Consider the following 25,990-nt stretch of genomic DNA (forward strand, 5'->3'; position numbering starts at 1 on the left):
AACATGGCAAAGGCCACCAGGCAGGTGATGGTGAAGCGCAGGCCGGCGTCTTCGCGCTTGAACTTGGTGACCTTTTCTTCCTGCTGCTTGAGTTTGACTTCCTGTTCCGCCAGGTTCTGCTCGGCCTGTTGCAGCATCTGCGCCGCTTCAAGGATTTCCACGAACTGCAGCTTCTCGGTGTTCCAGTCCCCGAGCAGATCACCAACGTGGGTTGGCTTGACGCTGCCCTTGAGGTGCTGGGCGTCGGCGTAGACCACCTCGAAACCCTGGGCTTTGAGAAAGCGGTCGCGGCGCAGGCGAGTGTCTTCGTTCAGGGCGTCCTTGTTATCCAGGTCGTTGCCGTGCACCTGGTAGGCCGACCAGCGTTTCTTGGCCCAGGTAATGCCCTGGGCCGCCAGGAAACGGCCGATGCCACGGTTGGACGGCTCGACTTGCAGGTTGTCCGGGGAAAAAAACAGGCGTTTCTCGACGTGGTCCGCCCAGACGTCCAAGTGATTCTGTTCCTTGCGCACACGCTGGTTCGGCAACTGGATGCTCATGCGCAGCAGGCTGCGTTCCTTGCTGTGGCGCTCGGCATAGCTGAACTCGACAAACCGCAATGGCCGCGCACCGGTGGCGCGGTCGGTCTTGAGCGGCGCCAGGCGGAGCATCTTGTGATGCTCGGTATGCACGTCGGCCCACGGCAGTTCCACCGCAGACGAGGCGGGGGCTTCGGCAGCGGTGTCGGGGGAAGCTTGAGTTTCAGTCATAACGGCAAAAATCCTGTCCAGGCCGGCGGGTCGGTAGCCATTGCGCTATCCGACACCGGGTTATCGGCTGTTTTTGCCAGTACTGAAGCTAAATCGACTAAAACCGCCTAACGGGCGGCTAACGAGTCAATAAAACGCAAAATCCGCGTACCCAGCTCGGCCGCCAGGGGTAGGTTGGGATCCTTGTAGGAGGCCAGTTGCCGTTTCACGTCGTTGGGCACGATGCGCATCACGTGGTTCATGCCCTCGATCAGCGCCAATTCAGCGTCGGGCTTGGCGGCTTTCAACTGCCTGGCGTCATCGACGCTGACCTGGATATCGTTGCTGCCCTGGATGATCAAGGCTGGCATCTTCAATGCCGCAAAGGCCCGGGCCGGGTCCTGGCGGAACAACGAGATCAGGTAGGGCTGTACGCTGGGGCGGAAAATGACCAGCAGTTGTGCCGGCACGTTATCGTCGGGCCGACCGGCCTTGAGGCTGTCGAGCAGCTCGTTGCTGCGCAACATCAGCGGCGGTGGCAAGCGGTTGCTCAATTGTTGACGCAGCACCTGGTCGATCGGCCTGGCGCTGCCAGACAGTGAAATCACCGCCGCCGCGTTGGCCTGGGGCGCGGCGAGGCTGGCGATCAACGCGCCTTCGCTGTGGCCCAGCAGGATCAATGGGCCCAGGCGCGGATCGGCGGCGAGCTTGTGGCTCCAGGCCACGGCATCGGCCACATAGGCCTCGACGCTCAGGTTGCGCTCGTCCGGGGTCGCCGCGAGGCTGGCGGCCACCCCACGCTTGTCATAGCGCACGCTGGCGATGTTGTGCCTGGCCAGCACCCAGGCCAGGCGCTTGAGGCTGTCGTTGCGTCCGCCGTCGGGGTTGTTTCCGTCGCGATCCGTAGGACCTGACCCGGAGATGATCAGAACAACCGGCACCGGCGTGTCGGACTTGGGCAGCAACAAGGTACCGAAAAGCTCACCGCTGCCTGTGTCGAGGCTGATGGGGCGTTGCAGCACCGTGGCCTGGGCCACGCCGGAAAGCAGGCCGGTGAACAAGGTAAGGCTTAGAGCAAGCAGCTTTAACATCATCACGCCATTAGTTGCGAAGGTGCCGGTTGGACTGGTGGCCGCCGATAAGGTTCGAGGATGAACTACGCGGGGAGCCTGCGTATACTGGCGCCCATTACGAATCCAAGGTTGAGTCTCTCAGCGATTTCACGGAGCACCCTGCATGTCCGGCAATACCTACGGCAAGCTGTTCACTGTCACCACCGCGGGCGAAAGCCATGGCCCGGCGTTGGTCGCCATTGTCGACGGCTGCCCGCCGGGCCTGGAGATTTCCCTGGACGACCTGCAGCGTGACCTGGACCGCCGCAAGCCCGGCACCAGCCGCCACACCACCCAGCGCCAGGAAGCCGATGAAGTCGAAATCCTCTCTGGCGTGTTCGAAGGGCGCACCACCGGCTGCGCCATCGGCCTGTTGATCCGCAACACCGACCAGAAGTCCAAGGACTACTCGGCCATCAAGGATCTGTTCCGCCCGGCCCACGCCGACTACACCTACCATCACAAATACGGTGAGCGCGATTACCGTGGCGGCGGTCGCAGTTCGGCGCGGGAAACCGCCATGCGCGTGGCGGCCGGGGCGATTGCCAAGAAGTACCTGGCCAGCCAGGGCATCGTCATCCGTGGCTACATGAGCCAGTTGGGCCCCATCGAAATCCCGTTCAAGACCTGGGACTCGGTGGAACAGAACGCCTTCTTCTGCCCCGACCCGGACAAGGTGCCGGAACTCGAGGCCTACATGGACCAACTACGCCGGGACCAGGATTCGGTCGGCGCGAAGATCACCGTGGTCGCCGAAGGGGTGATGCCGGGCCTTGGCGAGCCGATCTTCGACCGCCTCGACGCCGAGCTGGCCCACGCGCTGATGAGCATCAACGCGGTGAAGGGCGTGGAGATCGGCGCCGGTTTCGCCTGTGTCGCCCAGCGCGGCACCGAGCACCGTGACGAACTGACTCCGCAAGGTTTCCTGAGCAACAATGCCGGCGGTATCCTCGGCGGCATTTCCTCGGGCCAGCCAATCGTGGCGCACCTGGCCTTGAAACCGACGTCCAGCATCACCACGCCGGGCCGCTCCATCGACATCCATGGCAACCCGGTGGACGTCATCACCAAGGGCCGTCATGACCCGTGCGTCGGCATCCGTGCCACGCCCATCGCCGAGGCGATGATGGCGATCGTGTTGATGGATCACCTGCTGCGTCATCGCGGCCAGAACGCCGACGTCCGCGTCAGCACCCCGGTGCTGGGGCAGCTTTGATGGTTGGCCTGCCGACCGCCGTGGCCTGACGACCGTGGCGGCACTGCCGTACTGGCGGCTCTCCAGTTTCTATCTGTTCTATTTCGCGCTGCTCGGTTCGACGGCGCCGTTCCTGGCGCTGTATTTCGATCACCTGGGGTTCAATGCGGCGCGCATCGGCGAGCTGGTGGCGATTCCCATGCTGATGCGCTGTGTGGCGCCGAACATCTGGGGCTGGCTGGGGGATTACACCGGCCGGCGCCTGGCGATTGTGCGTTTTGGCGCGATCTGCACGCTGCTGGCTTTCTCGCTGATCTTCATCGATAAAAGCTACGCCTGGCTGGCGATGGTCATGGCGCTGCATGCGTTCTTCTGGCACGCGGTGTTGCCGCAGTTCGAAGTCATTACCCTGGCCCATCTGGGCGGGCAGGCCTCGCGCTACAGCCAGATCCGCCTGTGGGGTTCCATCGGTTTCATCATCACCGTGGTCGTGCTCGGCCGCTTGTTCGAATGGCTGAGCCTGGACATCTATCCGGTGGCGCTGGTACTGATCATGGCCGGCATCGTGCTCGCCAGCTTCTGGGTGCCCAATGCCCAGCCATTGCAGGGGCCGCGCATCGCGGGGGAGGGGTTCCTACGGCAACTGCGCAACCCTGGCGTGTTGGCGTTCTATACCTGTGTGGGCCTGATGCAGGTGAGTCACGGGCCGTATTACACCTTCCTGACCTTGCACCTCGAACACCTGGGCTACAGTCGCGGGTTGATCGGCCTGCTCTGGGCCCTCGGCGTGGTGGCGGAAGTTCTGGTCTTCCTGCTGATGAGCCGGATCCTGACGCGGTTTTCCGTGCGCCGGGTGCTGCTGGCGAGCTTCCTGCTGGCGGCGTTGCGCTGGTTGTTGCTGGGCTCGCTGGCCGAGTTTCTCTGGGTATTGTTGTTCGCCCAGGTGCTGCACGCGGCGACCTTCGGCAGCTTTCACGCCGCTGCCATCCATTTCGTGCAACGCAGTTTCGGGCCTCGCCAGCAAGGCCAGGGGCAGGCGCTGTATGCGGCGTTGGCCGGTACGGGCGGGGCCCTGGGCGCATTGTATTCCGGCTATAGCTGGAACGCCTTGGGTGCCAGTTGGACGTTCAGTCTCGCCAGCCTCGCGGCTTTCGCGGCAGCCGTTATCATTGCCACACGTATGCAAGAGGACCGGCCATGAGCCTTCGAACCGTTAATTTGCTGGAGCCTTTGTCATGAGCAGCCTGTCCGTCTATCACGTTTCGAGCCCTGACATCCCGAACAAAGTGTTGACCCACGTCGAGGACATTGCCGCGACCCTGGCTGAACAAGGTATTCACTTTGCCCATTGGGAAGCGGCGGTGAAAATCCAGCCGGGTGCCAGTGAGGAGGACATCATTGCGGCTTACCAGGCTCAGATCGATGGGTTGATGACTGAGCGGGGTTATGTTGAGGTCGATGTTGTCAGTGTCAGCAGTGATCAGCCGGAACAGGCTGGGGAGCTCGATGAGTATCGCCATAGCCAGGATGAAGTGCGATTTTTCGTTGCTGGTCGTGGCTTGTTTAACCTGCACGTTGGGGATTATGTCTATGCGGTGCTGTGTGAAAGGAGCGACTTGATAACGGTGCCGGCTGGTATGCCGCATTGGTTTGACATGGGGGAGCGGCCGCATTTCGTTACGATTCGCTTGTCTGGTGATTTGCAGGGGTTGGTTGCTGAGGTTACAGGGGATGATATTGCTCGCCGGTTTCCTCGCCTGGAAGACTGACCTGCGCGGGTGGTGCCGTGAGGTTTTTTGGGTGTGTATATCCGTTGCTGCGCAACCGTCAGCAGCCATTACCGAAGAAACGGATATACAGACCAGAACCAAAAGCGGACTCGCCCAAAAGAAGCCCCAAAAAAAACGGCGCTTCCCATTTCTGAAAGAAGCGCCGTTTTTTCAAGCAAGCAGCATCGCGTTTTGCCAGCAGGCTCAAGCGCTATGGTAAGTCGGCAAAGCAAACCGATGCTGGCTCTGCAACAAGGTGATCTGTGGCAACTCGCTAGCCTGTTCAGCCAGGTCACGACGAATCGCGCTGATCGCCCAGGACAACTGATCCCCAGCGTGCAGTTGAGCATAGGAAATCGTGCGTTTGAACAGCTTGCCGTCGCTATTACGCAAGGTCAGCAGAATGCCGCCATCGGGGCGGGGCTGGGTGGTCACTTCGTAGTTGGAAAACAGGGACGCAAACTTTTCTTGAATCATGTTCATAGTTGACTGCTCCATGGTATGGCAAACCGTGGAGGGGAAGTTGCACTGTCTGTGCCAGCATTTGGCTTTATATAAAGTCCTTTAAAAACAGGTAGTTATGTTTTTACTGTATTTTTGATTTCGTGCATCTTGCATGAATAGCCATCGTGCATCCTGCATTTTGCGTGGTCGGGCAATGATTTTTGGAACCAAATCGTTTTGCGGCGCTCACGCTTCGCCTGTCTCGGGCAGTGGATACAAAACATTGCAAAAACCGCATGTACAGCGCCGCAATCGCCGGCGTACTTTCGAGCCAAATCATCTGCTGCCCGATAACAAGAACCGAGACCACGAGGTCGAACGGGGAAGATCACCATGAGTCGTACACCCAGCGACGCGATTACCTGGGGCATGATGCTGCGCAAGCTGCCTGCCATTGCCAAAGCCGTCCCCCGGATCGTCAAAGGCATGAAGCAGGCCAACGTCCAGGACCCGACCCAGCCTTGCGGCCTGGGCTGGTGCTTCGAACAGGCCACGCAACGCAATCCCCAGGGCCCGGCACTGCTGTATGGCGAGACGGTGTTGAGTTATGCACAGGTCAACGCGCAGGCCAATCGCATCGCCCATTACCTGCTGGCCCAAGGCATCGGCAAGGGCGATTGCGTGGCGATATTCATCGAGAACCGGCCGCAGCTGCTGATCAGCGTGCTGGCGATGGCCAAGGTTGGCGCGGTCAGTGCCATGCTCAACACCTCGCAAACCGGCGATGCGCTGGTGCATAGCCTGGCCTTGGTCAACCCGGTCGCGGTGGTGGTCGGGGATGAACGGGGCGCGGCCTTCAACGACATACGAGCGCGAACCACTCTGTCGAGCAGCAGGACCTGGTGGCTGGCGGATCAGGACTGCGCCGATACCCCGTCCCATGCACCGTCCGGTTTCATCGACCTGATGGCGGGCAGCGAGGATTACCCAAGCGATAACCCGGCATGCAGCCAACAGGTTTTCTGCAACGACCCGTGTTTTTATCTCTACACCTCGGGTACCACCGGCCTGCCCAAGGCTGGGGTGTTTCGCCATGGTCGCTGGGTGCGCACGTCCACCAGCTTCGGCCTGATCGCCTTGGACATGCAGCCCGACGACGTCGTGTATTGCACATTGCCGCTGTACCACGCCACCGGCCTGTGCGTGTGCTGGGGCGCGGCGATCTGTGGGGCATCGGGGTTCGCGATTCGGCGCAAGTTCAGCGCCAGTCAGTTCTGGAGCGACGTGCGCCGCTACCGGGCGACCACGCTGGGGTATGTCGGTGAGTTGTGCCGCTACCTGATCGACCAGCCTGCCGCTGCCGATGACCGTCACCACGGTGTGAAGAAAATGATCGGCAACGGTCTGCGGCCCGGGGCCTGGTCGACCTTCAAGACCCGGTTTGGCATCGACCATATCTGTGAGCTGTATGCCGCCAGCGACGGCAATATCGGTTTCACCAACATCCTGAATTTCGACAACACCATCGGGTTTTCCCTGATGGGCTGGGAGCTGGTGCAGTACGACCATGCCAGCGGCCTGCCGTTGCGCAACCTGCAAGGTCGCATGCAAAAAGTGCCCAAGGGCCAACCGGGCCTGTTGCTGGCGCGCATCGACGAGAAGGCGCCACTGGATGGCTACACCGAGCAAGCCTTGACCGAAAAAACCATCTGCCGGGATGTCTTCGTGCCGGGGGACCGTTACTTCAACACCGGAGACCTGCTGCGCAACATTGGTTTCGGGCATGGGCAGTTCGTTGATCGCCTCGGCGACACCTATCGCTGGAAAGGCGAAAACGTCTCCACCACAGAAGTCGAAAATGTGCTGCTGCAACATCCGCAGGTGGCCGAGGCGGTGGCTTATGGCGTGGAGATCAATGGCACCAATGGTCGTGCCGGCATGGCGGCAATCACCCCGTCCGAATCCCTGGCGACCCTGGACTTCAGCGAGTTGTTGCAGTTTTTGCAAGGCAAGCTACCTGCCTATGCCGTGCCGCTGTTCCTGCGTATCAAGGTGAAAATGGACACCACCGGCACCTTCAAGTACCAGAAGACTCGACTCAAGGCCGAAGCATTCGACCCATGCGTTACCGGGGATGAGCCGGTCTACGCCTGGCTGCCGGGCACCGATACTTACGTGCGGGTGGATCGGCAGCTGGCAGTTCGGATTCAGGGTGGACAATTGCGTTATTGATTCTGGCTATGACAGGCACAGTGAAAAAAGGGATGACAGCGCCCGGGTCCCTCGGGAAACTAGCCGCTTTGCGAAGAGCCGAGTGGAGTTTCCCATGTCCGATACAAGCCGCCAGATGACCCCGGAAGAGGCTGCGGAGTTTGCCGAGCAAGTGTTCAACGTCGCACGCCAGGGCGATGCGGCCATGATGGCTGCGTTGCTGAGCAAGGGCCTGCCGCCCAATCTGCGTAACCACAAGGGCGACACCTTGTTGATGCTGGCCGCTTACCACGGGCATGTGGAAACGGTGAAAGTGTTGCTGGAGCACAAGGCCGATCCGGAAATCCGCAACGACAACGGCCAGAGCCCGATTGCCGGCGCGGCGTTCAAGGGTGACCTGGCAGTGGTTTCGGCGTTGGTGGATGGCGGCGCGCAAGTGGAAGGTGCCTCCTTCGATGGTCGCACTGCGCTGATGATGGCGGCGATGTTCAACCGCGTGGAAATCGTCGACTACCTGATCGGCAAAGGCGCCGACCCGAAAGCCAAGGATGCCAACGGCGTCTCGGCTCTGGATGCCGCCAAGACCATGGGCGCGGTGGACACCACGGCGCAGTTGGAAAAGATGTTGGGCTGATCTTCCTCCGGGGCCGTGATCCTGGAGTGACATTGCTCTTGTGGCGAGGGGATTTATCCCCGCTGGGGCGCGAAGCGGCCCTAAAACCTGACAACTCGGTGTGGCAAGCTGTCTTTAGGGCTGCTTCGCAGCCCAGCGGGGATAAATCCCCTCGCCACAAAAGCTCCGGGGCCACAGGTTCCTGACTCGACCGATGTGATGCGCTATCCTGCCCGCCCTCAAGACACCCTTCGCCACAGGATCCACCCCATGAAAGCCGCACTCGTCGAACTCATCAGCAAAATCAGCTCCGGCTGCCTCGGCGAGGCGGACATTGCGAAAATCGCTGACGAAGCGGCCCAGGCCTACGCCGATCCGACGGCTTTCCTGGGGGCCAACCCCGATATCAACTACGACGACACGTTTCCGATCCCGTTGGGTGAGTGGGTAGTGGTGGGCAGCCTGCCGGACACCGTGCTGTTCCAGGCCGACACCTACGTGGACCTGTTCGAACAGATCGTTGCCTCGTTCGGCCCCGGCGTGGCGTTCAACCTCAAGCCCAAGCAGCTGGCGAAAACCGAAGCCCTGACCGCGCTCAACCGCATCCAGATCCAGATGAGCAGCCTGAACAAGGAAAACGGCGGCTACGTGCTGATGAACTTCAGCCAATTGCTCGACGATGAATTGCAAATGGTGTTGGTGTACGGCAACGATGTACCGCGTGTGCTGGAACTGTGTGCTGAAGTCGGCATCGCCGCCGCGCCCTCCCTGGAAGCCCTCAAGGTCGCGGTCCACGTCTGAAGCAATAAAACGGAACCCTTGCCAGGGGCCCGCTATCCTAAGTGTGCACATCACCATTTGGGAGCGACACCATGGGTTCCACTTTCAACGGCCTGGTCGGCCTGATCATCCTGGCGCTCGATATCTGGGCGATTATCAACGTACTCAAGAGTGGCGCGGAAACCGGGATGAAAATCCTCTGGGTGTTGCTGATCCTGCTGTTGCCGGTACTGGGCCTGATCATCTGGGCGATTGCCGGGCCGCGTGGCAACGTGCGGATTTGACACGCTCCACCAAAAAGCCCGGGCGCTGACGGCGACCGGGCTTTTTTATGCGTGGGGTATTCAGGCCGTAGCCAGGGACCGCTTGCGCGAGGTGCTCAAGAAGCGCAGCAAGGCCAACAGCGGGAAGGCACTGCCGACGATCACCACCCACAACCAGCCGCCGTGTTCGTACACCGCACTGGCAATCGATGAGCCGAAGGCGCCACCGACGAAGATGCTGGTCATGTACAGCGCATTCAGCCGGCTGCGACTCTTGGCATCGAGGGCATAGATGGTGCGCTGGCCCAGGACCAGGTTCATCTGCACACAGAAATCCAGGACCACGCCGGTCACCGCCAGGCCGATCACGCTGTAGAACGGATGGATGAATGTCGGCAGGAAACTCAGGCTGGCGAACAGCATCGCCAGCAGCGAGGCGATGTGGGTATGGCCGGCATCCGCCAGGCGACCGGCGATGGGCGCGGCAATGGCGCCAATGGCACCGACCAGGGCGAACAAGGCGATTTCAGTCTGGGACAGGCCATGGTTGCGTGACAGTTCCAGCGGCACGGCGGTCCAGAACAGACTGAACGTGGCAAACATGCAGGCCTGGTAGAACGCCCGTTGCCGCAACAGCGGTTGTTGGCGCAGCAGGGTGCCGAGCGAACCCAGCAGTTGGCCATAAGAGGCGCTGTGGTCGGGCTGGCGCTTGGGCACGGTCAGTGCCAGGACGATGCTGATGGCGGCCATCAACGCGGCGGCGATGATGAACATGGCCCGCCAGCCGAAGTGATCGGCCACGACGCTGGAGACCGGCCGCGCCAGCAGGATTCCCAGCAGCAGGCCACCCATGATCCCACCCACGACCCGACCCCGGGTCTGCTCCGGCGCCAGGTGTGCGGCCAGCGGAATCAGGACTTGCACCGACACCGAGCTGAACCCCACCAACAGCGAAACCAGCAGGAATACGTTCGGTTGATCGGTGAACGCTGCCCCTAACAAACTGGCGATCGCCACCACGGTAGTGATGATCATCAGCCGACGGTTTTCCAGCAAGTCCCCCAGTGGCACCAGGAAAAACAGGCCCAAGGCATAACCGATCTGGGTCAGCGAGACGATCAGGCTGGCCATGGTGCTGCTCAAGCCGACGTCGGGTGCGATCAGTTCGATGATGGGTTGGGCGTAGTAGATGTTGGCGACGATGGCGCCGCAGCAGAAGGCGAAGAGCAGGACCATGCCGCGGGTCAGGGGGCTGCCGGGCGAGGTAGGTGAATGAGCACTCATGGCAATCTCGTCGATCAATTGAAAGGATGGCGTGAGGCTAAAGTGTTCCCGGATGTTGCGACAGGCTTTGTGGTTGATAGCGGTCATGCTTGCCGTTAATGGTTGCAGCGAGCGCCTTGTTTGGAGCGGAGGCAGGTGGCCTTTGTGGCGAGGGAGCTTGCTCCCGCTGGGCTGCGTAGCAGCCCCTTGGGTCGGCCATCGAGGTGTTTCAGGCCGACCGCATTCTGCTTTATTGGGGCGGCTGCGCTGCCCAGCGGGAGCAAGCTCCCTCGCCACAGGGGATCGGCAGCGATTTATTGCCCGCTGTAGACCTGGTCGAAAATCCCACCGTCATTGAAGTGAGTCTTCTGCACCGTGCGCCAGTCGCCGAAGGTTTTTTCCACCGACAGGAAGTCCACTTTCGGGAAGCGGTCGGTGTATTTGGCCAGTACCGCCGGGTCCCGTGGGCGCAGATAGTTGGCGGCGGCGATTTCCTGGCCTTCGGGCGACCACAGGTACTTGAGGTAGGCCTCGGCGGCTTCGCGGGAGCCTTTTTTCTCGACAACCTTGTCGACCACGCTGACCGGTGGCTCGGCCTCGGCGGAAACGCTCGGGTAGATCACTTCGAACTGGTCGCGGCCGAATTCGCGGGCAATCATTTCCGCTTCGTTTTCAAAGGTCACCAGCACGTCGCCGATCTGGTTGGTCATGAAAGTGGTCGTCGCGGCGCGGCCGCCGGTGTCCAGTACCGGCGCCTGCTTGAACAGTTTGCCGACGAAGGCCTTGGCCTTGTTCTCGTCACCGCCATTTTTCAGCACGTAACCCCAGGCCGACAGGTAGGTGTAGCGACCGTTGCCGGAGGTTTTCGGGTTGGGCACGATCACCTGCACACCGTCCTTGAGCAGGTCGGGCCAGTCTTTCAAGGCTTTCGGGTTGCCTTTGCGCACGATGAACACCGTGGCCGAGGTGAACGGCGCGCTGTTGTTCGGCAGGCGGGTGGCCCAGTTCTCGGGCACCAGTTTGCCGTTGTCCGCCAGGGCATTGATGTCGGTGGCCATGTTCATGGTGATGACATCCGCTGGCAGCCCGTCGATCACCGAGCGCGCCTGCTTGCTGGAGCCGCCGAACGACATCTGCACGGTGATGTTTTCGTTGTGCTCGGCCTGCCAGTGCTTCTGGAAAGCGGTGTTGTAGTCCTTGTAGAAATCGCGCATCACGTCGTAGGAAACGTTGAGCAGGGTCGGGGCGGCGTGGGCCAGGCTGCCAAAAGTCAGGCCAGCGGCGAGAAGGGAGGCGCCAAAGAAGTTCTTCACTGCGAATTCCTTTTTATCAACGGGGGTTCCAGGCAATTAGCCAGCACACTAGCTGCAAGCCTATAGACCTTCAAGCATCAAAAAGTGCTTTGCTTATTCCAATTTCTTAAACAGCGCATTGCCACAACGGGAGCAGAAAGCGGCACCGTGTTCGTGGTTGTTTTTGTTGCACACCGGGCAATCGTGCTGGAGCTGGTCCCCGCGCATGGCGGTGGCCAGTTCAGCCGTGAAAATACCCGTCGGCACAGCGATGATCGAATAGCCGGTAATCATTACCAGGGATGACACCACCTGGCCCAGCGGCGTTTTGGGCACGATGTCGCCGAAGCCCACAGTGGTGAGTGTCACGATCGCCCAATAGATGCCCTTGGGAATGCTGGTAAAGCCATGCTCGGGGCCTTCGATGACGTACATCAGCGTGCCGAAGACGGTCACCAGGGTCGAGACGCTGACCAGGAACACGATGATTTTCTGCTTGCTCCCGCGCAGCGCCGCCATCAGGTAGTTGGCTTGCTTGAGGTAAGGGCTGAGCTTGAGCACGCGGAAAATCCGCAGCATGCGGATGATCCGAATGATCAACAGGTATTGGGCATCGCTGTAGTACAGCGCCAGGATCCCCGGCACGATCGCCAGCAGGTCCACCAGCCCGTAGAAACTGAAGGCATAGCGTAGCGGCTTGGGAGAGCAGTACAGGCGCAGGCCGTACTCGACGATGAAGACGAAGGTGAAGCCCCACTCGATACCGGCCAACAGGGCCGCGTAGTTTTTATGCACGCTGTCGATGCTGTCGAGCATCACGATCACCAGGCTGGCGAGGATGATCAACAGCAGGGTGCTATCGAAGCGCCGACCGGCGACGGTGTCGGACTGGAAAATGATCACGTAGAGGCGTTCGCGCCAGTTGTTGCTGCTTTGCATAATCGTCGCCTGAACCGGAATCAGCGAAGCCTAGGGCGATTGCCCTGCAGAGCGCAAGGCGTGCTGTCGAGGCTGGCCTGGCGCCACGCCCGGCCGGTGGCCTGGATCAACCAGCACGCGAGGATGAACGGTGCCGTCAGGGGAGGCAGGCCGAGGGCGATAAAACCTGGGGTAAGCATGACCGTCAGGAGAATGCCCGCCAGTGGCAGCCAGGCTTGGCGGCCCTGTTGGCTGAGGGCCAGCGCCACCAACACCGGGTTGTAGCCACCCAGCCCGCAAAGGGCGGTTGCGTTGTCATGTTGCGACAAGGCGAAGGCCAGGCCGACGGCGGAAGCGAACAATGCCCAAGCGCCGGCGCGACGGTTGGCCAGCAGCAGGCCGGCTGCGATCAGCGCCCCCGCCGCTGGGTGGCCGAGAAACATGACCTGGCCCAGCCCACTCAAATGCGCGGCCAGCAGGTTGGGTACTGTCATTTCAATCGAGGTGGTTGAGGGCGGCGGCAGGGTGAAACTCATCAGCAGCCAAGCCAACCCTACAAAAGGCGCAGTGTAGGCGGGCAGGCATCGAGGGCCTCGGCTGCGCTTGAGCCATTGCTGGGTCAGCATCGCGCTGAGACCGCCTGCGGCGATGATCAATGGCGGCAACAGGACGGACCAGGGCAACGCGAGGCTCAGCAGCAAGCCCAGCAGGATGCCGTTGTAGCTAAACAGCCCGGCTTGTCGGTCGGCCTTGGCGTAACCGCGTCGCTGGGCCGTGAGCAACCCGGCCACCCCGCCCAGTAACGCGCCGCCGAACAGCGCTGGCGCAGTGAGCAGAATCGCCAGCAGGCACAGCAGGCCGCACAACGGATGGCGCTGGAGGAAGACTTGGCTGAAGCCGTTGAGCAGGGCGGTGGCCCAGTCGGGGCAGTGGGTGTTGGAGAAATGGTTGGGCATGATGGATCGGAGATAAGAGAGCGCTGTGGCGAGGGAGCTTGCTCCCGCTCGGCTGCGTAGCGACCGTCAAAAAGAGGGGCCGTTGCGCAGCCCAGCGGGAGCAAGCTCCCTCGCCACAGAAAATTAGATCAACGTCTCAATGCGCAGCGAATCGACCGACCCGCAGCTTCGGGCCTTATCAGGCGTCATGTTTGGGGGTCTCGAGGATCAGGATGGCGCGAAGGTCGTTGACGTTGGTGCGGGTTGGTTCGGTGACGATCAGCGCATCCAGGGCGGCGAAGTAGCCGTAGCCATTGTTGTTGTCCAACTCGTCGCTGGCGCACAGGCCCAGCGCCGCGGCGCGGCGATAACTGTCCGGGGTCATGAGGGCGCCGGCGTTGTCTTCGGAGCCGTCGATGCCGTCGGTGTCGCCGGCCAGCGCATAGATGCCAGGATGACCCTTGAGGCTCTCGGTCAGGCTCAGCAGGAATTCTGCATTGCGCCCGCCCCGGCCATTGCCGCGCACGGTGACGGTGGTTTCGCCACCGGAGAGGATCACACACGGTGCTGCCAGCGGCTGGCCGTGCAGGGCGATTTGCCGGGCAATGCCGGCGTGGACTTTCGCCACCTCCCGGGATTCGCCTTCCAGGTCGCCGAGGATCAACGGGCTGAAGCCGGCCTGGCGCGCCTTTACCGCTGCCGCTTCCAGGGATTGCTGGGGGCGGGCGATCAATTGGAAGTGGCTGCGGGCCAGGCTCGGGTCGCCGGGCTTGACGGTTTCCGATGCAGGGTTGTGCAACCAGTTGCGGACCGAGGGCGGCACCTCGATCTGGTAGCGTTGGAGAATCGCCAGGGCTTCGGCCGAGGTGCTGGGGTCGGCCACGGTGGGGCCGGAGGCGATGACCGTGGCAAGATCCCCGGGGACGTCGGAAATCGCGTAGGTGTACACCGTCGCCGGCCAGCAGGCCTTGCCCAGGCGCCCGCCCTTGATCGCCGAGAGGTGCTTGCGCACGCAATTCATCTCGCCGATGGTCGCGCCGGATTTGAGCAGGGCTTTGTTGATCGATTGCTTGTCGGCCAGGGTGATGCCTTCGGCGGGCAGGGCCAGCAGGGCAGAACCGCCGCCGGACAGCAGGAAGATTACCCGGTCGTCTTCGCTGAGGTTGCTGACCATTTCCAGCACCCGCTGGGCCACGGCCAAGCCGGCGGCGTCAGGCACCGGGTGGGCGGCTTCCACTACTTCGATTTTCTGACAGGGCGCGCCATGGCCGTAGCGGGTCACCACCAGGCCAGACACTTCGCCTTGCCAGCAGCGCTCGACCACTTGCGCCATGGCCGCCGCGGCCTTGCCGGCACCGATGACGATCACCCGGCCGCTGCGATCGCCGGGCAGGTAGCGTTCAAGGACGTGTTGCGGATGGGCCGCGTCGATGGCTGTGGTAAACAGCTCGCGCAGCAGTTGTTGCGGATCGACCGACATGGCGGGCTCCCGGTTTTTATTATTGGCTGAAGCGACTCGGTTATCTGTGGGAGCGAGCAAGCTCGCTCCCACAAGGGGAATGCAGGGCTTATTTGTCGCGAATGGAGAAATTGGCCATATGCTCCAACCCCTTGATCAACGCCGAGTGATCCCAGTTGCTGCCACCGATGGCCGCGCAGGTGCTGAACATTTGCTGGGCATTGGCGGTGTTGGGCAGGTTGATGTTCAGTTCCCTGGCGCCTTGCAGGGCCAGGTTCAGGTCCTTCTGGTGCAGGCTGATGCGAAAGCCCGGGTCGAAGGTGCCCTTGATCATGCGTTCGCCGTGCACTTCGAGGATCTTCGACGAAGCGAAACCGCCCATCAGCGCTTCACGGACCTTGGCCGGGTCGGCACCGTTTTTCGAGGCGAACAGCAACGCTTCGGCCACCGCCTGGATGTTCAGGGCGACGATGATCTGGTTCGCCACTTTGGCGGTCTGGCCATCGCCGTTGCCGCCCACCAGAGTGATGTTCTTGCCCATGGCCTGGAACAGCGGCAAGGCTCGCTCGAAGGCGTTGCTGTCGCCACCGACCATGATGCTCAGCGTCGCAGCCTTGGCACCGACTTCACCACCGGAGACCGGGGCATCGAGGTACTGCGCGCCTTTTTCATTGATCTTCGCCGCGAAGGCCTTGGTGGCTGTGGGGGAGATCGAGCTCATGTCGATCACCACCTTGCCCGCGCCCACGCCCGCCGCCACGCCGTCGGTGCGGAACAGCACGTCGTCGACCTGCGGGGTGTCCGGGACCATGACGATGATGAACTCGGCTTCCTGGGCCACTTCCTTCGGGTTGGCCAAAGCCACCGCGCCACCGGCCAGCAGGTCGGCCGGGGCCGCGTCGTGGTGCTGGGACAGGAACAGGTTGTGCCCGGCCTTTTGCAGGTTCAGGGCCATGGGGTGGCCCATGATGCCGGTGCCGATGAATCCGATTTTAGCCATGAAAAAAATCCTCTTGTTGTTAGATGTCCCGGTGTCTCTGGGTTCGGTGTCCCTGTGGCGAGGGAGCTTGCTCCCGCTGGGGCGCGAAGCGGTCCCAGAAATCGTGCCGGGTAAAATCATGCATCTGCTTCGCAGCCGAGCGGGAGCAAGCTCCCTCGCCACAAAAGCTCGCGCGGGATCAGATCACGTTATGGGTTTTAAGCCAGCCCAGGCCGGCTTCGGTGGTGGTCAGCGGCTTGTATTCACAGCCGATCCAACCCTGGTAGCCGATGCGGTCCAGGTGTTCGAACAGGAAGCGGTAGTTGATCTCGCCTGTACCCGGCTCGTTGCGCCCCGGGTTGTCCGCCAGTTGCACGTGGTTGATCTCGCCCAGGTGCGCCGACAGGGTCCGGGCCAGGTCACCTTCCATGATCTGCATGTGGTAGATGTCGTATTGCAGGAACAGGTTGGCGCTGCCCACCTGCTCGCGGATCGACAGGGCCTGGGCAGTGTTGTTCAGGTAGAAGCCGGGAATGTCGCGGGTGTTGATGGCTTCCATCACCAGCTTGATGCCTTTGGCCTGCAGCTTCTCGGCAGCGTATTTCAGGTTGGCGACGAAGGTTTTTTCCACCAGGGTTTCACTGCAGTTCTGCGGGCGAATCCCCGACAGGCAGTTGACCTGGGTGTTGCCCAGCACCTGGGCGTAGGCGATGGCCAGGTCGACACCGGCGCGGAATTCCTCGACCCGGTCCGGCAGGCAGGCAATGCCGCGCTCGCCCTTGGCCCAGTCACCGGCCGGCAGGTTGAACAGCACCTGGGTCAGGCCGTTGGCGTCGAGCAGGGCCTTGAGTTCGGAGGAGCTGTAGTCGTAGGGGAACAGGTATTCGACGCCACTGAACCCGGCCTTGGCGGCGGCTTCGAAACGGGCGAGGAAATCCTGCTCGGTGAACAGCATGGACAGGTTGGCGGCGAAACGCGGCATGACAGTCTCCTATGGACGAGTAGAGGCCCCTTGTGGCGAGGGAGCTTGCTCCCGCTCGAGTGCGAAGCACTCACAAAATGGGCTGCTGCGCAGCCAGCGGGAGCAAGCTCCCTCGCCACAGGTCCGGTGATTTCCTTGATGAACAGTATTGCCTGTGAAGGCCTCAGTACTAGTCGAGCAACGAAATGGCGGTCGGTGCATCGTTGCCCACCAGCGCCAGATCTTCAAACTCATTGACGGCGTTGATCTCGGTGCCCATGGAAATGTTAGTCACCCGCTCCAGGATAATCTCGACGATCACCGGCACCTTGAACTCCTCGATCATTTTCTCGGCCTGGCGCAGTGCCGGTGCGATCTGACTCGGTTCGAACACCCGTAGCGCTTTGCACCCCAGGCCTTCGGCCACGGCAATGTGGTCCACGCCATAGCCGTTGAGCTCCGGTGCGTTGAGGTTGTCGAAGGACAGCTGCACGCAGTAATCCATGTCGAACCCGCGCTGGGCCTGGCGGATCAGCCCCAGGTAAGAGTTGTTCACCACCACATGGATGTACGGCAGCTTGAACTGCGCACCCACCGCCAGCTCTTCGATCATGAACTGGAAGTCATAGTCGCCCGACAGCGCCACGACCTTGCGGCTCGGATCGGCCTTGACCACCCCCAGCGCGGCCGGAATGGTCCAGCCCAAAGGACCGGCCTGGCCACAGTTGATCCAATGGCGTGGCTTGTAGACGTGGAGGAACTGCGCCCCGGCGATCTGTGACAGGCCAATGGTGCTGACGTAGCAGGTGTCCTTGCCGAATACCTGGTTCATTTCTTCGTACACACGTTGTGGCTTGACCGGCACGTTGTCGAAGTGCGTCTTGCGTTGCAGGCTGGCCTTGCGTTGCTGGCAGTCTTGCAACCAGGCGTCGCGGTTTTTCAGCTTACCGGCGGCTTGCCATTCACGGGCCACTTCGATGAACACCGTCAGGGCCGAGGCGGCATCGGAAACGATGCCCAGGTCGGGAGTGAACACGCGGCCGATCTGGGTCGGCTCGATGTCCACGTGAATGAACGTGCGGCCTTCGGTATAGACATCCACCGAACCGGTGTGACGGTTGGCCCAGCGGTTGCCGATGCCCAGCACCACGTCCGACTTGAGCAAGGTTGCGTTGCCATAGCGATGGGAGGTTTGCAGGCCGACCATGCCGACCATCAGCGGGTGATCGTCGGGGATGGTGCCCCAGCCCATCAAGGTTGGGATAACGGGGATGCCAGTCAGTTCGGCGAACGCCACCAGCAGTTCGCTGGCATCGGCGTTGATGATGCCGCCGCCAGCCACCAGCAATGGACGCTCAGCCTGATTGAGCATCGCCAGGGCTTTCTCGATCTGCAGGCGGTTGGCCGCGGGTTTGGCCAGGGGCAGTGGCTGGTAGGCGTCGATATCGAATTCGATCTCGGCCATCTGCACGTCGAACGGCAGGTCGATCAGCACCGGGCCTGGACGGCCGGAGCGCATCTCGAAGAACGCCTTCTGGAAGGCATACGGCACCTGGCCCGGCTCGAGCACGGTGGTTGCCCATTTGGTCACGGGTTTGACGATGCTGGTGATATCCACAGCCTGGAAGTCTTCCTTGTGCAGACGGGCGCGAGGGGCTTGCCCGGTGATGCACAGGATCGGGATCGAGTCGGCCGAGGCGCTGTAGAGCCCTGTCACCATGTCGGTGCCGGCCGGGCCCGAGGTGCCGATGCACACACCGATATTGCCGGCCTTGGTGCGGGTGTAGCCCTCGGCCATGTGGGAGGCGCCTTCAACATGGCGAGCAAGGACGTGATCGATGCCACCCACCTTCTGCAGGGCGGAGTACAGCGGGTTGATCGCGGCACCCGGGATACCGAAGGCGGTGTCCACGCCTTCACGGCGCATTACCAGAACGGCGGCTTCGATTGCTCTCATTTTGCTCATTATTTGTGCCTCTTACGTTTTGTAATTGTATACAAGTGGCTGTGTGAAGAGTGTATTTACGGGAAATGGCGCAGGTCAATCCATTTCCTCAAGCATCTGTTTCATTCGTCGGAAGGCCAGGTTTTGCTGCGGTCTTCATCGATTAAAGTGCCTTTTGAGAAATTATTGTATACAAAAATATGTATTGTTGTGTTCTATTTGTTGTGTTCGGTTTTGCTGAAAGTGAAGCCCGAAAGGTTCTCCCATAACAGAAGAAGGACAGTACCCATGAGCGTTCTAACCTTGAAAATCGCCGTTAACCTGGCCGGGCAAGCCCTTGCCGTCGGTCGTGAAATCAGCGCTGCACCCCTGGCCGTCGCGGTCCTGGACAGCGGCGGGCACCTGGTTGCCTTGCAGCGCGAAGACGGCGCCAGCCTGCTTCGCCCGCAGATCGCCATCGGCAAGGCCTGGGGCGCCATCGCCCTGGGTAAAGGCTCGCGCCTGCTCGCCCAGGACGCCCAGCAACGCCCGGCGTTCTTTGCCGCTTTGAATGGGTTAGGACAGGGCAACGTGGTACCGGCCCCGGGTGGGGTATTGATCAGGGATCAGGATGGGAAGGTGCTGGGGGCGATGGGGGTCAGTGGTGATGTTTCGGATGTGGATGAGCAGGTGGCGGTCAGGGCGGTGGAGGCGCTGCGGTTGAGGGCGGATGTGGGGGTGGTTGCTTGATTTTTTGGTGAATTGACTGGCGCCATCGCGAGCAAGCTCGCACACAGATTTGATGCTGGACACATAATGTCTAAATACCGCAAACCCAGTGTGGGAGCGGGCTTGCTGCGATTGAAGGCGACTCGGCCTTCAGTCTGGCTCACATCCCTTCAACACCAACCGAATAATCGTCTGCGCCGCCGCTTCGTAATCCGCTTCATCCAGCTTGGCCTTGCCGGTCACGGCGCTGATCTGCCAGTCGAAATCGGCATAGGTCTGGGTGGCGGCCCAGATGCTGAACATCAGGTGGTTGGGGTCGATGGGGGCGATCTGGCCACGGTCGATCCAGGTCTGGATGCAGTCGATGTTGTGCCGGGCCTGGGCGTTGAGTTGTTCCACCAGGTCGGGGCTCAGGTGGGGGGCGCCGTGCATGATTTCGCTGGCGAAGACTTTCGAGGCGAAGGGCAGGTCGCGGGAAATGCGGATCTTGGAGCGGATGTAATGACTCAGTACCTCGCCGGGCACGCCGTCGGCGTTGAACGGTGTCGAGGCCTGGAGGATCGGCTCGATAATGCTTTCCAGTACCTCGCGGTAGAGGTTTTCCTTGGATTTGAAGTAGTAGTAGACGTTGGGTTTGGGCAGGCCCGCCTTGGCCGCGATGTCGCTGGTCTTGGTCGCGGCGAAGCCCTTGTCGGCAAACTCTTCGCTGGCGGCACGCAGGATCAATTCTTTGTTGCGCTCGCGGATAGTGCTCATAAACCCAGGGGTTCCTTGCCTGTTCTGGCGGTGGCGCATGGTAGCACCGGCCTCGCGCGGCGCTCAAGAATGCCCAAGGCGCCGCGGCTCGCGGTATGCTGCACGGCATTATTATTCAAGGAGCCCACTCCATGGCTGGAAGCAGTTTGCTGGTACTGATCGACGATATCGCCACCGTGCTCGACGATGTCGCGCTGATGACCAAGATGGCCGCCAAGAAAACCGCCGGCGTGCTCGGCGATGACCTGGCGCTCAATGCCCAGCAAGTCTCGGGTGTGCGTGCCGAGCGGGAGCTGCCGGTAGTCTGGGCAGTGGCCAAGGGTTCGTTTATCAACAAGTTGATCCTGGTGCCGTCGGCGCTGGCGATCAGCGCCTTCGTGCCCTGGCTGGTGACGCCGTTGTTGATGGTGGGTGGCGCCTACCTGTGTTTCGAAGGGTTCGAAAAGCTGGCCCACAAGTTCCTCCACAGCCCGGCCGAAGACCAGGCTGAACATGCGCAACTGGTCGAGGCCGTGGCGGATCCGGCGGTCGATCTGGTGGCCTTTGAAAAGGACAAGATCAAGGGTGCGGTACGCACCGACTTCATCCTGTCGGCGGAAATCATCGCCATCACCCTCGGCACCGTTGCCGACGCCGCACTGACCCAGCAGGTGATCGTCCTGTCGGGCATCGCCATCGTCATGACCATTGGCGTCTATGGCCTGGTGGCCGGCATCGTCAAGCTCGATGACCTGGGGCTTTGGTTGACCCAGAAACCAGGGCAGGCCGCCAAAAGCATCGGCGGCGCCATCCTGAGTGCAGCGCCCTACATGATGAAAAGTCTGTCGGTGATCGGCACGGCGGCGATGTTCCTGGTGGGCGGTGGCATCCTGACCCATGGCGTGCCGGTGGTGCATCACTGGATCGAAGGCGTGGCTGCCAGTGTCGGCGGTGCCGGGTTTATCGTGCCGATGTTGCTCAATGCGGTGGCGGGCATTGTCGCCGGTGGCGTGGTGTTGCTGGGCGTCATGGCCGTGGCCAAGCTTTGGAAAGCGGTACGATCCTGAACCTCAGGATTGCGCTACCGATTGAATCGGCAGCAGCACATGTTTCGAGAGGTATCGGGCCACGGCTTCGTCACAGCAGGCGCCAATGATCTGCGCATCAGGCAGCGCCTGGGTGACGTCTTGATGAGCGGTTCCCATGATGACCGCCTTGCCTGCCACTGAGAGCATGCCAATGTCATTCATGCCGTCACCAAAGGCGATGCACGCGCCAATGGGGACATCAAGAAACGCGGCCAGCTGTTTCAGGGCGTGGCCCTTGCAAACGTCGCTGGCCATGACTTCCAGGCACCAGGTAAACGAGAACACCGTGCTGATGCGGTTTCCGAATTTCCGCTCCAGCCGCTTCTGCAAAGCCAGTAAAGCCTGGTGATCTTTTTCCTTCTGAAAGAAAAACACCTTTTCGACGTTTTCCGTGGGCCACGTGTCGGGTCGGATCACGGTCGGTTGGAAATGCGGGTTGCGATTAAAGTCGCTGACATCATGCTCACAGCCGATTAACCAGCCGCAAGGACCGTACAGGTTGATGATCAGGTCAGGGCTGTGGCGGGCTTCTTCAATCAGCCCTTGGACAACGTCGTCAGGCAGCGCTTCGCAACGCATCAATCCGCCACAGGCGCTGCTGATCTTGGCGCCGTTGGAGGTGATCAGGTGCAAGGGAGGCGAGCTGTCGTCGAGCAACGTCTCGACGTCGGCCTGTTGGCGACCTGTTGCCAACACCACATGCAGGCCGGCATCGTAAAGATGGCGCATCACCGTCCGGGTGTAGTTGCCCAGCGTATCGCCGGGCATCAGCAAGGTTCCGTCCAGGTCCGTAGCAATCAATGAATACATGGTGTTCCTCGAATAGGCTGCCGAGCCACAACCAAGGGCTGTGGCTCGGCACGGTAGATCAACGTCGGCCAAGCATTTTCAGCGACTGCTCGCGGGTGAACGTCATCCGTTCTTCCAATCGGGCGTTATCCTTCTCGAAATAGATGCTCATCTCTTCGTGACGTTGCTCAACAGGGATAATCCTGTCGAGCAACGGCAGCGTGTCGATCAGCAACTGGCGGGCGTAGCCGATTGCCCGATTGTAGGTGTCGATGACTTCTTCGAACTCCGGGTAAATACAGAACGACACCTGGTTGAGAATCGGGCCGTCGTCGATGCCTTCATTGATTTCATGAAGGGTCACCCCATGTTGGTGCTCGTTGTTCTTTAACGCCCAGTTGACGGGCCGCACCCCACGATAATGGGGCAGGTACGACAAGTGCAGGTTGACGATGCGCTTGCAGCAGTCGATGTAGGCCCGAGGCAGTATTCGTTTGTGGAAGATCACCAGGCACAGGTCGCATGAAAAGAGACCTTCCTTGTAGCCAGGCAAGTCTTCTATCTTGCCGCTTTCAATGAGGGGAATGTTCTTGTTACGGCAGTACTGGATCAACGTGAGCTCGCTGCTCACTGGCTCGAACGGATCCGCAACCACATAAGCGACGATGTGTTCGGACGAGGCATTGAAGTATTCACAGGCAAAAATCGCCAGTTCACCCTTACCGCAGATCACTACATTTTTAGGCATGGGACAGTTCCTTCTTCATGCGTGTACTTCTCGGTGTCGTCAGTGCCTGCATGGTCGATTTCAAGGCGCTTATGAGTTGGGCGTTTTCCTGGCGGGTGCGGCAGGAAATTCTCAGGTAGTGGTCTGAGTCGGTGTTGCGCTTGCCAGAGCATTCCTTGACGTAAAGGTTGTGCTCAAGCAAAAGGCGGCACAAGGTTTGCGCCGGGACCTGCTCGGTCTGGCAATACACAAAGTTGGAGTCGGTTGCAAAAGCTGTGATGCCTTCGATTTCGTCCAGCGCCTGGCGCAATGCCTGGGTGTCACGGATGACCTGCTGGCAGCTGTCCAGGTATTCCTGTTTGTATTGCGGCAGATGCAGCAACACTTCCTCGGCAAAGCCATTGAGATTCCAAATGGGCAGTAGCGAGTTGATCTGTGCCAATAAGCCGTGATTTGCACTGGCGAGGTAACCGATACGGATCCCCCCGATGCCGAATGTCTTGCTCATGCTGCGAATAACGACAAGGTTCGCGTGCTGGTCCAGCGAAGACAGCAGGGTGTTTGCGGCGCTGGGCGAAAAGTCCAGGAACGACTCGTCGACAATCAGCGCGATATCCAGTTCAGCCAGTTGGCTCGCCAGTTCCGAGAGCGCTGCGGCTGGCGTGAGGCAGCCGGTCGGATTATTCGGCGACTCGATGACGACGACCGATGGGCGCTCTTTCCTACAGGTCTGCAACAAGGCATCCAGATCGATATTGAAGCCTTGGTCTGCCTGGGTGTGATGACTGAGCGTGCGCTCCTCACCGAAAACATTGGCGTATTCGTTGAAGGACGGAACAGTGACCAACACTTTGCCTGGATACACAGAGGGCAATAATTTGATGATTTCCGCTGCGCCATTGGCCACGCAAAGGTGTCGGGCGGGGACGCTTATGAATTCGCTCAGCGACTCTTCAATGAGTTTCCGGCCGCCAGGATAGTTGAGGAGAATATCGTCGAAGTTTTCCTTGATCCGGTCTTTCATCTGCTGGGGGGGAAAGTGGAAATTATAGATCAGGGCGAAATCGAGGACCGGGTAGCGCCAGTAGCCACCGTGGCGGCTCTGGAGAAACGCTAGGCGATCCCGACTGGAAATGTAATTGCACACTGTCAGGTCATAATAGTTGTCGACCTCGTACCATTCGGTCGAAGGCACCACGGCGGCCTCGATGTCCCACTTTCCGGTCTTGCATGCTTGTTTGAAAACGTCTTCGTAATAGGCGTTCAGGTTGCCTTCTGCGACCTCGGCTTCGAGTTGCTCGCGCACGTGTTGGGCGAACAGCGGGGAGCCTATCCGATATAAGTTGACGGTCTTGTACTGTTCCTCCTGCGCCTGATGACCGCTATCTTTAGTCGAGCCGAAACTCTGGAGCTGTCCCTCATAAAGGTTGGCGTAGGTACCCTCCATGTTTTTCCCCAGCGGCGAGACCAGTGCAACCAGATCGCTTGACGTTCGCAGCAGTTTTTCCAGGCAGGCTTCGGAGAAAAAGATGTCACCTTCAACGATGAGTGTGTCCTGACCGATGTGTTGGCGAGCCAGATACAACGAATAGATGTTGTTGGTCGTCTCCCAGTCCGGGTTATTCACATACTCGATATCCAGCAGGGTCTCCAGGCTGTTCAGGTGCCCGGTAATGATCTCGGCTTGATAACCCACTACCACCACGACCCGCTTGACGCCATGCAGTTGAAGATTGCTCAACGCGTTATCTATAAATGCGATGTCGTTGGTCTTGACCAGAGGTTTGGGCATATGACGGGTGCGATTGGCCAAGCGGCTGCCGCGTCCGGCGCAGAGAATAATGGCTGTTCCAGTGTTCATTGAATGTCCTTATTAATGAAAAGCGAGTCGGGGCACCACGTGCTGGTAAATCCACACGCCGTCTATCCGGCCGCTGAAGCTTTCCTCGCCGCCGCTGTCACCCCCGGTCTTGATGCCGGCGCCCAAGCCGAAGGCGTGGAAGTTCTCTAGCGTTCGATCCGATATCGTGGTGGGATTCAGCCGGTGATCCACGATCAGGCCGTGGGCGTCCTGGCGCAGCGTGATAGGGGAGCCGTCGATATCGAGCAGTCGGACTGGCGTTGCGCTGAAACCGGTGCATTTGATCGTCAGATCGACCGAGTCAAGGCGCTTGCGCAGTGTCTCGGGACCCTCGGCGCTGATGTTCACAACGGTCAGGTTGGGGATTTCTCCCCGTTGGATCTTGCGAGCAAACGCGAGCGAGTCATACCGAAGGCCAGAGTAGCGATTGACACGCTGGCTGGCCTGGCAAACATCCGCATCGACAAAAGGGTAGCCCTGAGCCAGTGCCGCTTGTGGGGAGTCAAAGAAAAGCTTGAAGTTACGCTTGACCAGCAGTTGGATAGGGCCTTGAAAATCCAATTGTTCAATCAGGCGGATCAGGCAGGAAACGGCGCTATGGGATGAGCCCAGAATTGCAATGCTTGGGTATTGGCCTGCCTTGATTTGCTCGTCATATTGGCCTTTGAGCATGGCGTCGCTATTGATGGCATTCGGGTGTGGCAAGGCGACGTTGTTGACTTGTCCACCCAGGTTGACCATGACTTTCCTGCACAGCGCCTCTCGGGTTTGGCCGTCAACGGTATAGCGCACGGTATAGCGCCCATCGCCGGTCAGTTGGATTTCTTCGACGGTGGACAAGGTCGATACTTCGAAGCGCTTGTACAGCGTCTTGTGCTGTTGGACGAAGGCGCCGATGTGTTCCAGAAACTGTCCTACGTAGCGCAACTCGACCGCCTCGTCACGTCGTTCGCTGAAATACGCCCATTCCGCCGTGGTACGCATGTATCGGCTGAGTTCATCCTGCTTGCCCTGGAACTTTTCCAGGAAAACGCCGCCCAGAGAGTTGGCGGTAATGCGGTACTGTCCGATCGCACCGCTGCCCAAGGTGTTGGATTTCTCCAGAATCAAACACCGATGGATATCTTCCTTCTGTATGAGGTCAGGCAACAATGAAATGTTTGCCGGGCCCGCACCACATAAAATAATGTCGTAGTCGTCCTTGTTCATTCTTAC

Annotated in this window: 25 protein-coding genes; 9 read left to right on the top strand and 16 right to left on the bottom strand. The window is 60.4% G+C overall.

All coding sequences use genetic code 11. From position 1 onward, the window contains the following. Together BM300_RS22305 and BM300_RS22310 are read right to left on the bottom strand one after the other, a co-directional pair. The coding region (locus BM300_RS22305; protein ID WP_092464057.1) for a hypothetical protein at positions 1–749 on the bottom strand (749 nt) is incomplete at its 3' end. A gap of 107 nt (positions 750–856) precedes the next feature. Next, positions 857–1,822 (bottom strand): alpha/beta hydrolase, encoded by a 966-nt coding sequence (locus BM300_RS22310; protein ID WP_092147770.1) that lies wholly within the window; start codon positions 1,820–1,822, stop codon positions 857–859. A gap of 142 nt (positions 1,823–1,964) precedes the next feature. Here BM300_RS22310 and aroC point away from each other — a divergent pair, with 142 nt between their 5' ends. The 3 genes from aroC to BM300_RS22325 are packed head-to-tail and all read left to right on the top strand — an operon-like array spanning position 1,965 to position 4,804. After that, positions 1,965–3,056: a chorismate synthase gene (gene aroC / locus BM300_RS22315; RefSeq protein WP_003204486.1), complete on the top strand. Its 1,092-nt coding sequence runs from the start codon at positions 1,965–1,967 to the stop codon at positions 3,054–3,056. Positions 3,057–3,090: 34 nt separating this feature from the next. After that, positions 3,091–4,236 carry an MFS transporter gene (locus tag BM300_RS22320; RefSeq protein WP_063324824.1) on the top strand — a complete coding sequence of 382 codons (1,146 nt, stop codon included), beginning with the start codon at positions 3,091–3,093 and terminating at the stop codon, positions 4,234–4,236. Positions 4,237–4,270: 34 nt separating this feature from the next. Then, on the top strand, positions 4,271–4,804 hold the full coding sequence (locus tag BM300_RS22325; RefSeq protein WP_092224668.1) for an acireductone dioxygenase: 534 nt from the start codon (positions 4,271–4,273) through the stop codon (positions 4,802–4,804). A 204-nt stretch (positions 4,805–5,008) separates the two neighbouring features. Here the strand turns inward: BM300_RS22325 and BM300_RS22330 are convergent, their stop codons facing one another. Beyond that, positions 5,009–5,287 carry a DUF3509 domain-containing protein gene (locus tag BM300_RS22330; RefSeq protein WP_003204481.1) on the bottom strand — a complete coding sequence of 93 codons (279 nt, stop codon included), beginning with the start codon at positions 5,285–5,287 and terminating at the stop codon, positions 5,009–5,011. A gap of 354 nt (positions 5,288–5,641) precedes the next feature. On the opposite strand from BM300_RS22330, the gene BM300_RS22335 reads away from it, so the two are divergent. The 4 genes from BM300_RS22335 (at position 5,642) to BM300_RS22350 (ending at position 9,136) form a co-directional block, all read left to right on the top strand. Further along, positions 5,642–7,480: a long-chain-acyl-CoA synthetase gene (locus BM300_RS22335; RefSeq protein ID WP_092348818.1), complete on the top strand. Its 1,839-nt coding sequence runs from the start codon at positions 5,642–5,644 to the stop codon at positions 7,478–7,480. Positions 7,481–7,574: 94 nt separating this feature from the next. Beyond that, entirely contained in the window at positions 7,575–8,093 is a 519-nt protein-coding gene (locus tag BM300_RS22340) for an ankyrin repeat domain-containing protein (RefSeq protein WP_092147782.1), read from the top strand. Positions 8,094–8,342: 249 nt separating this feature from the next. Further along, entirely contained in the window at positions 8,343–8,873 is a 531-nt protein-coding gene (locus tag BM300_RS22345) for a hypothetical protein (protein WP_063324827.1), read from the top strand. Between the two features lie 71 nt (positions 8,874–8,944). Further along, complete coding sequence (locus tag BM300_RS22350; protein WP_003204476.1) at positions 8,945–9,136, top strand: PLDc N-terminal domain-containing protein; 192 nt, start codon at positions 8,945–8,947, stop codon at positions 9,134–9,136. A 60-nt stretch (positions 9,137–9,196) separates the two neighbouring features. On the opposite strand, the gene BM300_RS22355 is transcribed toward BM300_RS22350, so the two are convergent. The 8 genes from BM300_RS22355 to gcl form a co-directional block, all read right to left on the bottom strand. Continuing rightward, positions 9,197–10,399 carry an MFS transporter gene (locus BM300_RS22355; protein ID WP_092464110.1) on the bottom strand — a complete coding sequence of 401 codons (1,203 nt, stop codon included), beginning with the start codon at positions 10,397–10,399 and terminating at the stop codon, positions 9,197–9,199. Between the two features lie 293 nt (positions 10,400–10,692). Further along, positions 10,693–11,691 (bottom strand): sulfate ABC transporter substrate-binding protein, encoded by a 999-nt coding sequence (locus tag BM300_RS22360; RefSeq protein WP_092224672.1) that lies wholly within the window; start codon positions 11,689–11,691, stop codon positions 10,693–10,695. A 93-nt stretch (positions 11,692–11,784) separates the two neighbouring features. Continuing rightward, positions 11,785–12,609 carry an ion transporter gene (locus tag BM300_RS22365; protein WP_092464060.1) on the bottom strand — a complete coding sequence of 275 codons (825 nt, stop codon included), beginning with the start codon at positions 12,607–12,609 and terminating at the stop codon, positions 11,785–11,787. A gap of 20 nt (positions 12,610–12,629) precedes the next feature. Continuing rightward, positions 12,630–13,544: an urea transporter gene (locus BM300_RS22370; protein ID WP_092464062.1), complete on the bottom strand. Its 915-nt coding sequence runs from the start codon at positions 13,542–13,544 to the stop codon at positions 12,630–12,632. A gap of 178 nt (positions 13,545–13,722) precedes the next feature. Further along, the gene (locus BM300_RS22375; protein WP_092464065.1) at positions 13,723–15,003 is read right to left on the bottom strand and encodes a glycerate kinase type-2 family protein; all 1,281 of its coding nucleotides are present in this window, start codon (positions 15,001–15,003) and stop codon (positions 13,723–13,725) included. An 88-nt stretch (positions 15,004–15,091) separates the two neighbouring features. Then, a complete protein-coding gene (locus BM300_RS22380) occupies positions 15,092–15,982 on the bottom strand; it encodes a 2-hydroxy-3-oxopropionate reductase (RefSeq protein WP_092348809.1) in 891 nt (296 codons plus the stop codon). 178 nt (positions 15,983–16,160) lie between these two features. Next, positions 16,161–16,943 (bottom strand): hydroxypyruvate isomerase, encoded by a 783-nt coding sequence (gene hyi / locus BM300_RS22385; protein ID WP_092147797.1) that lies wholly within the window; start codon positions 16,941–16,943, stop codon positions 16,161–16,163. A gap of 169 nt (positions 16,944–17,112) precedes the next feature. After that, the gene (gene gcl, locus BM300_RS22390; RefSeq protein ID WP_092147800.1) at positions 17,113–18,888 is read right to left on the bottom strand and encodes a glyoxylate carboligase; all 1,776 of its coding nucleotides are present in this window, start codon (positions 18,886–18,888) and stop codon (positions 17,113–17,115) included. 267 nt (positions 18,889–19,155) lie between these two features. Between gcl and BM300_RS22395 the strand changes: the two genes are divergently transcribed. Beyond that, entirely contained in the window at positions 19,156–19,596 is a 441-nt protein-coding gene (locus BM300_RS22395) for a GlcG/HbpS family heme-binding protein (protein ID WP_092147803.1), read from the top strand. A gap of 129 nt (positions 19,597–19,725) precedes the next feature. On the opposite strand, the gene BM300_RS22400 is transcribed toward BM300_RS22395, so the two are convergent. Beyond that, a complete protein-coding gene (locus tag BM300_RS22400; RefSeq protein ID WP_014339596.1) occupies positions 19,726–20,331 on the bottom strand; it encodes a TetR/AcrR family transcriptional regulator in 606 nt (201 codons plus the stop codon). A 131-nt stretch (positions 20,332–20,462) separates the two neighbouring features. Here BM300_RS22400 and BM300_RS22405 point away from each other — a divergent pair, with 131 nt between their 5' ends. Continuing rightward, positions 20,463–21,377, top strand: coding sequence for a DUF808 domain-containing protein (locus tag BM300_RS22405; RefSeq protein ID WP_092464068.1), 915 nt, complete (start codon positions 20,463–20,465; stop codon positions 21,375–21,377). A gap of 3 nt (positions 21,378–21,380) precedes the next feature. On the opposite strand, the gene BM300_RS22410 is transcribed toward BM300_RS22405, so the two are convergent. The 4 genes from BM300_RS22410 to BM300_RS22425 are packed head-to-tail and all read right to left on the bottom strand — an operon-like array spanning position 21,381 to position 25,984. After that, positions 21,381–22,280, bottom strand: a complete 900-nt coding sequence (locus BM300_RS22410) for a Cof-type HAD-IIB family hydrolase (protein WP_256575855.1) — start codon at positions 22,278–22,280, stop codon at positions 21,381–21,383. Beyond that, entirely contained in the window at positions 22,267–22,935 is a 669-nt protein-coding gene (locus BM300_RS22415) for a formyl transferase (RefSeq protein ID WP_092348798.1), read from the bottom strand. The genes BM300_RS22410 and BM300_RS22415 overlap by 14 nt, the downstream gene beginning before the upstream one ends. Then, positions 22,928–24,775 carry an aminotransferase class I/II-fold pyridoxal phosphate-dependent enzyme gene (locus BM300_RS22420; protein WP_092147815.1) on the bottom strand — a complete coding sequence of 616 codons (1,848 nt, stop codon included), beginning with the start codon at positions 24,773–24,775 and terminating at the stop codon, positions 22,928–22,930. Before BM300_RS22420 ends, BM300_RS22415 begins: the two co-directional genes overlap by 8 nt. Positions 24,776–24,787: 12 nt before the next feature. After that, positions 24,788–25,984, bottom strand: coding sequence for a hypothetical protein (locus BM300_RS22425; protein WP_092464074.1), 1,197 nt, complete (start codon positions 25,982–25,984; stop codon positions 24,788–24,790). Positions 25,985–25,990 lie beyond the last annotated feature (6 nt).

This window comes from Pseudomonas sp. NFACC46-3 (assembly GCF_900114515.1).
Classification (GTDB): domain Bacteria; phylum Pseudomonadota; class Gammaproteobacteria; order Pseudomonadales; family Pseudomonadaceae; genus Aquipseudomonas; species Aquipseudomonas fluorescens_Q.

Bases quoted from the DNA above. Each gene is read 5' to 3' on its own strand.
- BM300_RS22350 (WP_003204476.1), top strand. From the start codon at position 8,945: ATGGGTTCCACTTTCAACGGCCTGGTCGGCCTGATCATCCTGGCGCTC.
- BM300_RS22425 (WP_092464074.1), bottom strand. From the start codon at position 25,984: ATGAACAAGGACGACTACGACATTATTTTATGTGGTGCGGGCCCGGCA.
- aroC (WP_003204486.1), top strand. From the start codon at position 1,965: ATGTCCGGCAATACCTACGGCAAGCTGTTCACTGTCACCACCGCGGGC.
- BM300_RS22375 (WP_092464065.1), bottom strand. From the start codon at position 15,003: ATGTCGGTCGATCCGCAACAACTGCTGCGCGAGCTGTTTACCACAGCC.
- BM300_RS22395 (WP_092147803.1), top strand. From the start codon at position 19,156: ATGAGCGTTCTAACCTTGAAAATCGCCGTTAACCTGGCCGGGCAAGCC.
- BM300_RS22420 (WP_092147815.1), bottom strand. From the start codon at position 24,775: ATGAACACTGGAACAGCCATTATTCTCTGCGCCGGACGCGGCAGCCGC.
- BM300_RS22330 (WP_003204481.1), bottom strand. From the start codon at position 5,287: ATGAACATGATTCAAGAAAAGTTTGCGTCCCTGTTTTCCAACTACGAA.
- BM300_RS22335 (WP_092348818.1), top strand. From the start codon at position 5,642: ATGAGTCGTACACCCAGCGACGCGATTACCTGGGGCATGATGCTGCGC.
- gcl (WP_092147800.1), bottom strand. From the start codon at position 18,888: ATGAGCAAAATGAGAGCAATCGAAGCCGCCGTTCTGGTAATGCGCCGT.
- BM300_RS22365 (WP_092464060.1), bottom strand. From the start codon at position 12,609: ATGCAAAGCAGCAACAACTGGCGCGAACGCCTCTACGTGATCATTTTC.
- BM300_RS22340 (WP_092147782.1), top strand. From the start codon at position 7,575: ATGTCCGATACAAGCCGCCAGATGACCCCGGAAGAGGCTGCGGAGTTT.
- BM300_RS22370 (WP_092464062.1), bottom strand. From the start codon at position 13,544: ATGCCCAACCATTTCTCCAACACCCACTGCCCCGACTGGGCCACCGCC.
- BM300_RS22345 (WP_063324827.1), top strand. From the start codon at position 8,343: ATGAAAGCCGCACTCGTCGAACTCATCAGCAAAATCAGCTCCGGCTGC.
- BM300_RS22415 (WP_092348798.1), bottom strand. From the start codon at position 22,935: ATGCCTAAAAATGTAGTGATCTGCGGTAAGGGTGAACTGGCGATTTTT.
- hyi (WP_092147797.1), bottom strand. From the start codon at position 16,943: ATGCCGCGTTTCGCCGCCAACCTGTCCATGCTGTTCACCGAGCAGGAT.
- BM300_RS22380 (WP_092348809.1), bottom strand. From the start codon at position 15,982: ATGGCTAAAATCGGATTCATCGGCACCGGCATCATGGGCCACCCCATG.
- BM300_RS22325 (WP_092224668.1), top strand. From the start codon at position 4,271: ATGAGCAGCCTGTCCGTCTATCACGTTTCGAGCCCTGACATCCCGAAC.
- BM300_RS22310 (WP_092147770.1), bottom strand. From the start codon at position 1,822: ATGATGTTAAAGCTGCTTGCTCTAAGCCTTACCTTGTTCACCGGCCTG.
- BM300_RS22400 (WP_014339596.1), bottom strand. From the start codon at position 20,331: ATGAGCACTATCCGCGAGCGCAACAAAGAATTGATCCTGCGTGCCGCC.
- BM300_RS22355 (WP_092464110.1), bottom strand. From the start codon at position 10,399: ATGAGTGCTCATTCACCTACCTCGCCCGGCAGCCCCCTGACCCGCGGC.
- BM300_RS22405 (WP_092464068.1), top strand. From the start codon at position 20,463: ATGGCTGGAAGCAGTTTGCTGGTACTGATCGACGATATCGCCACCGTG.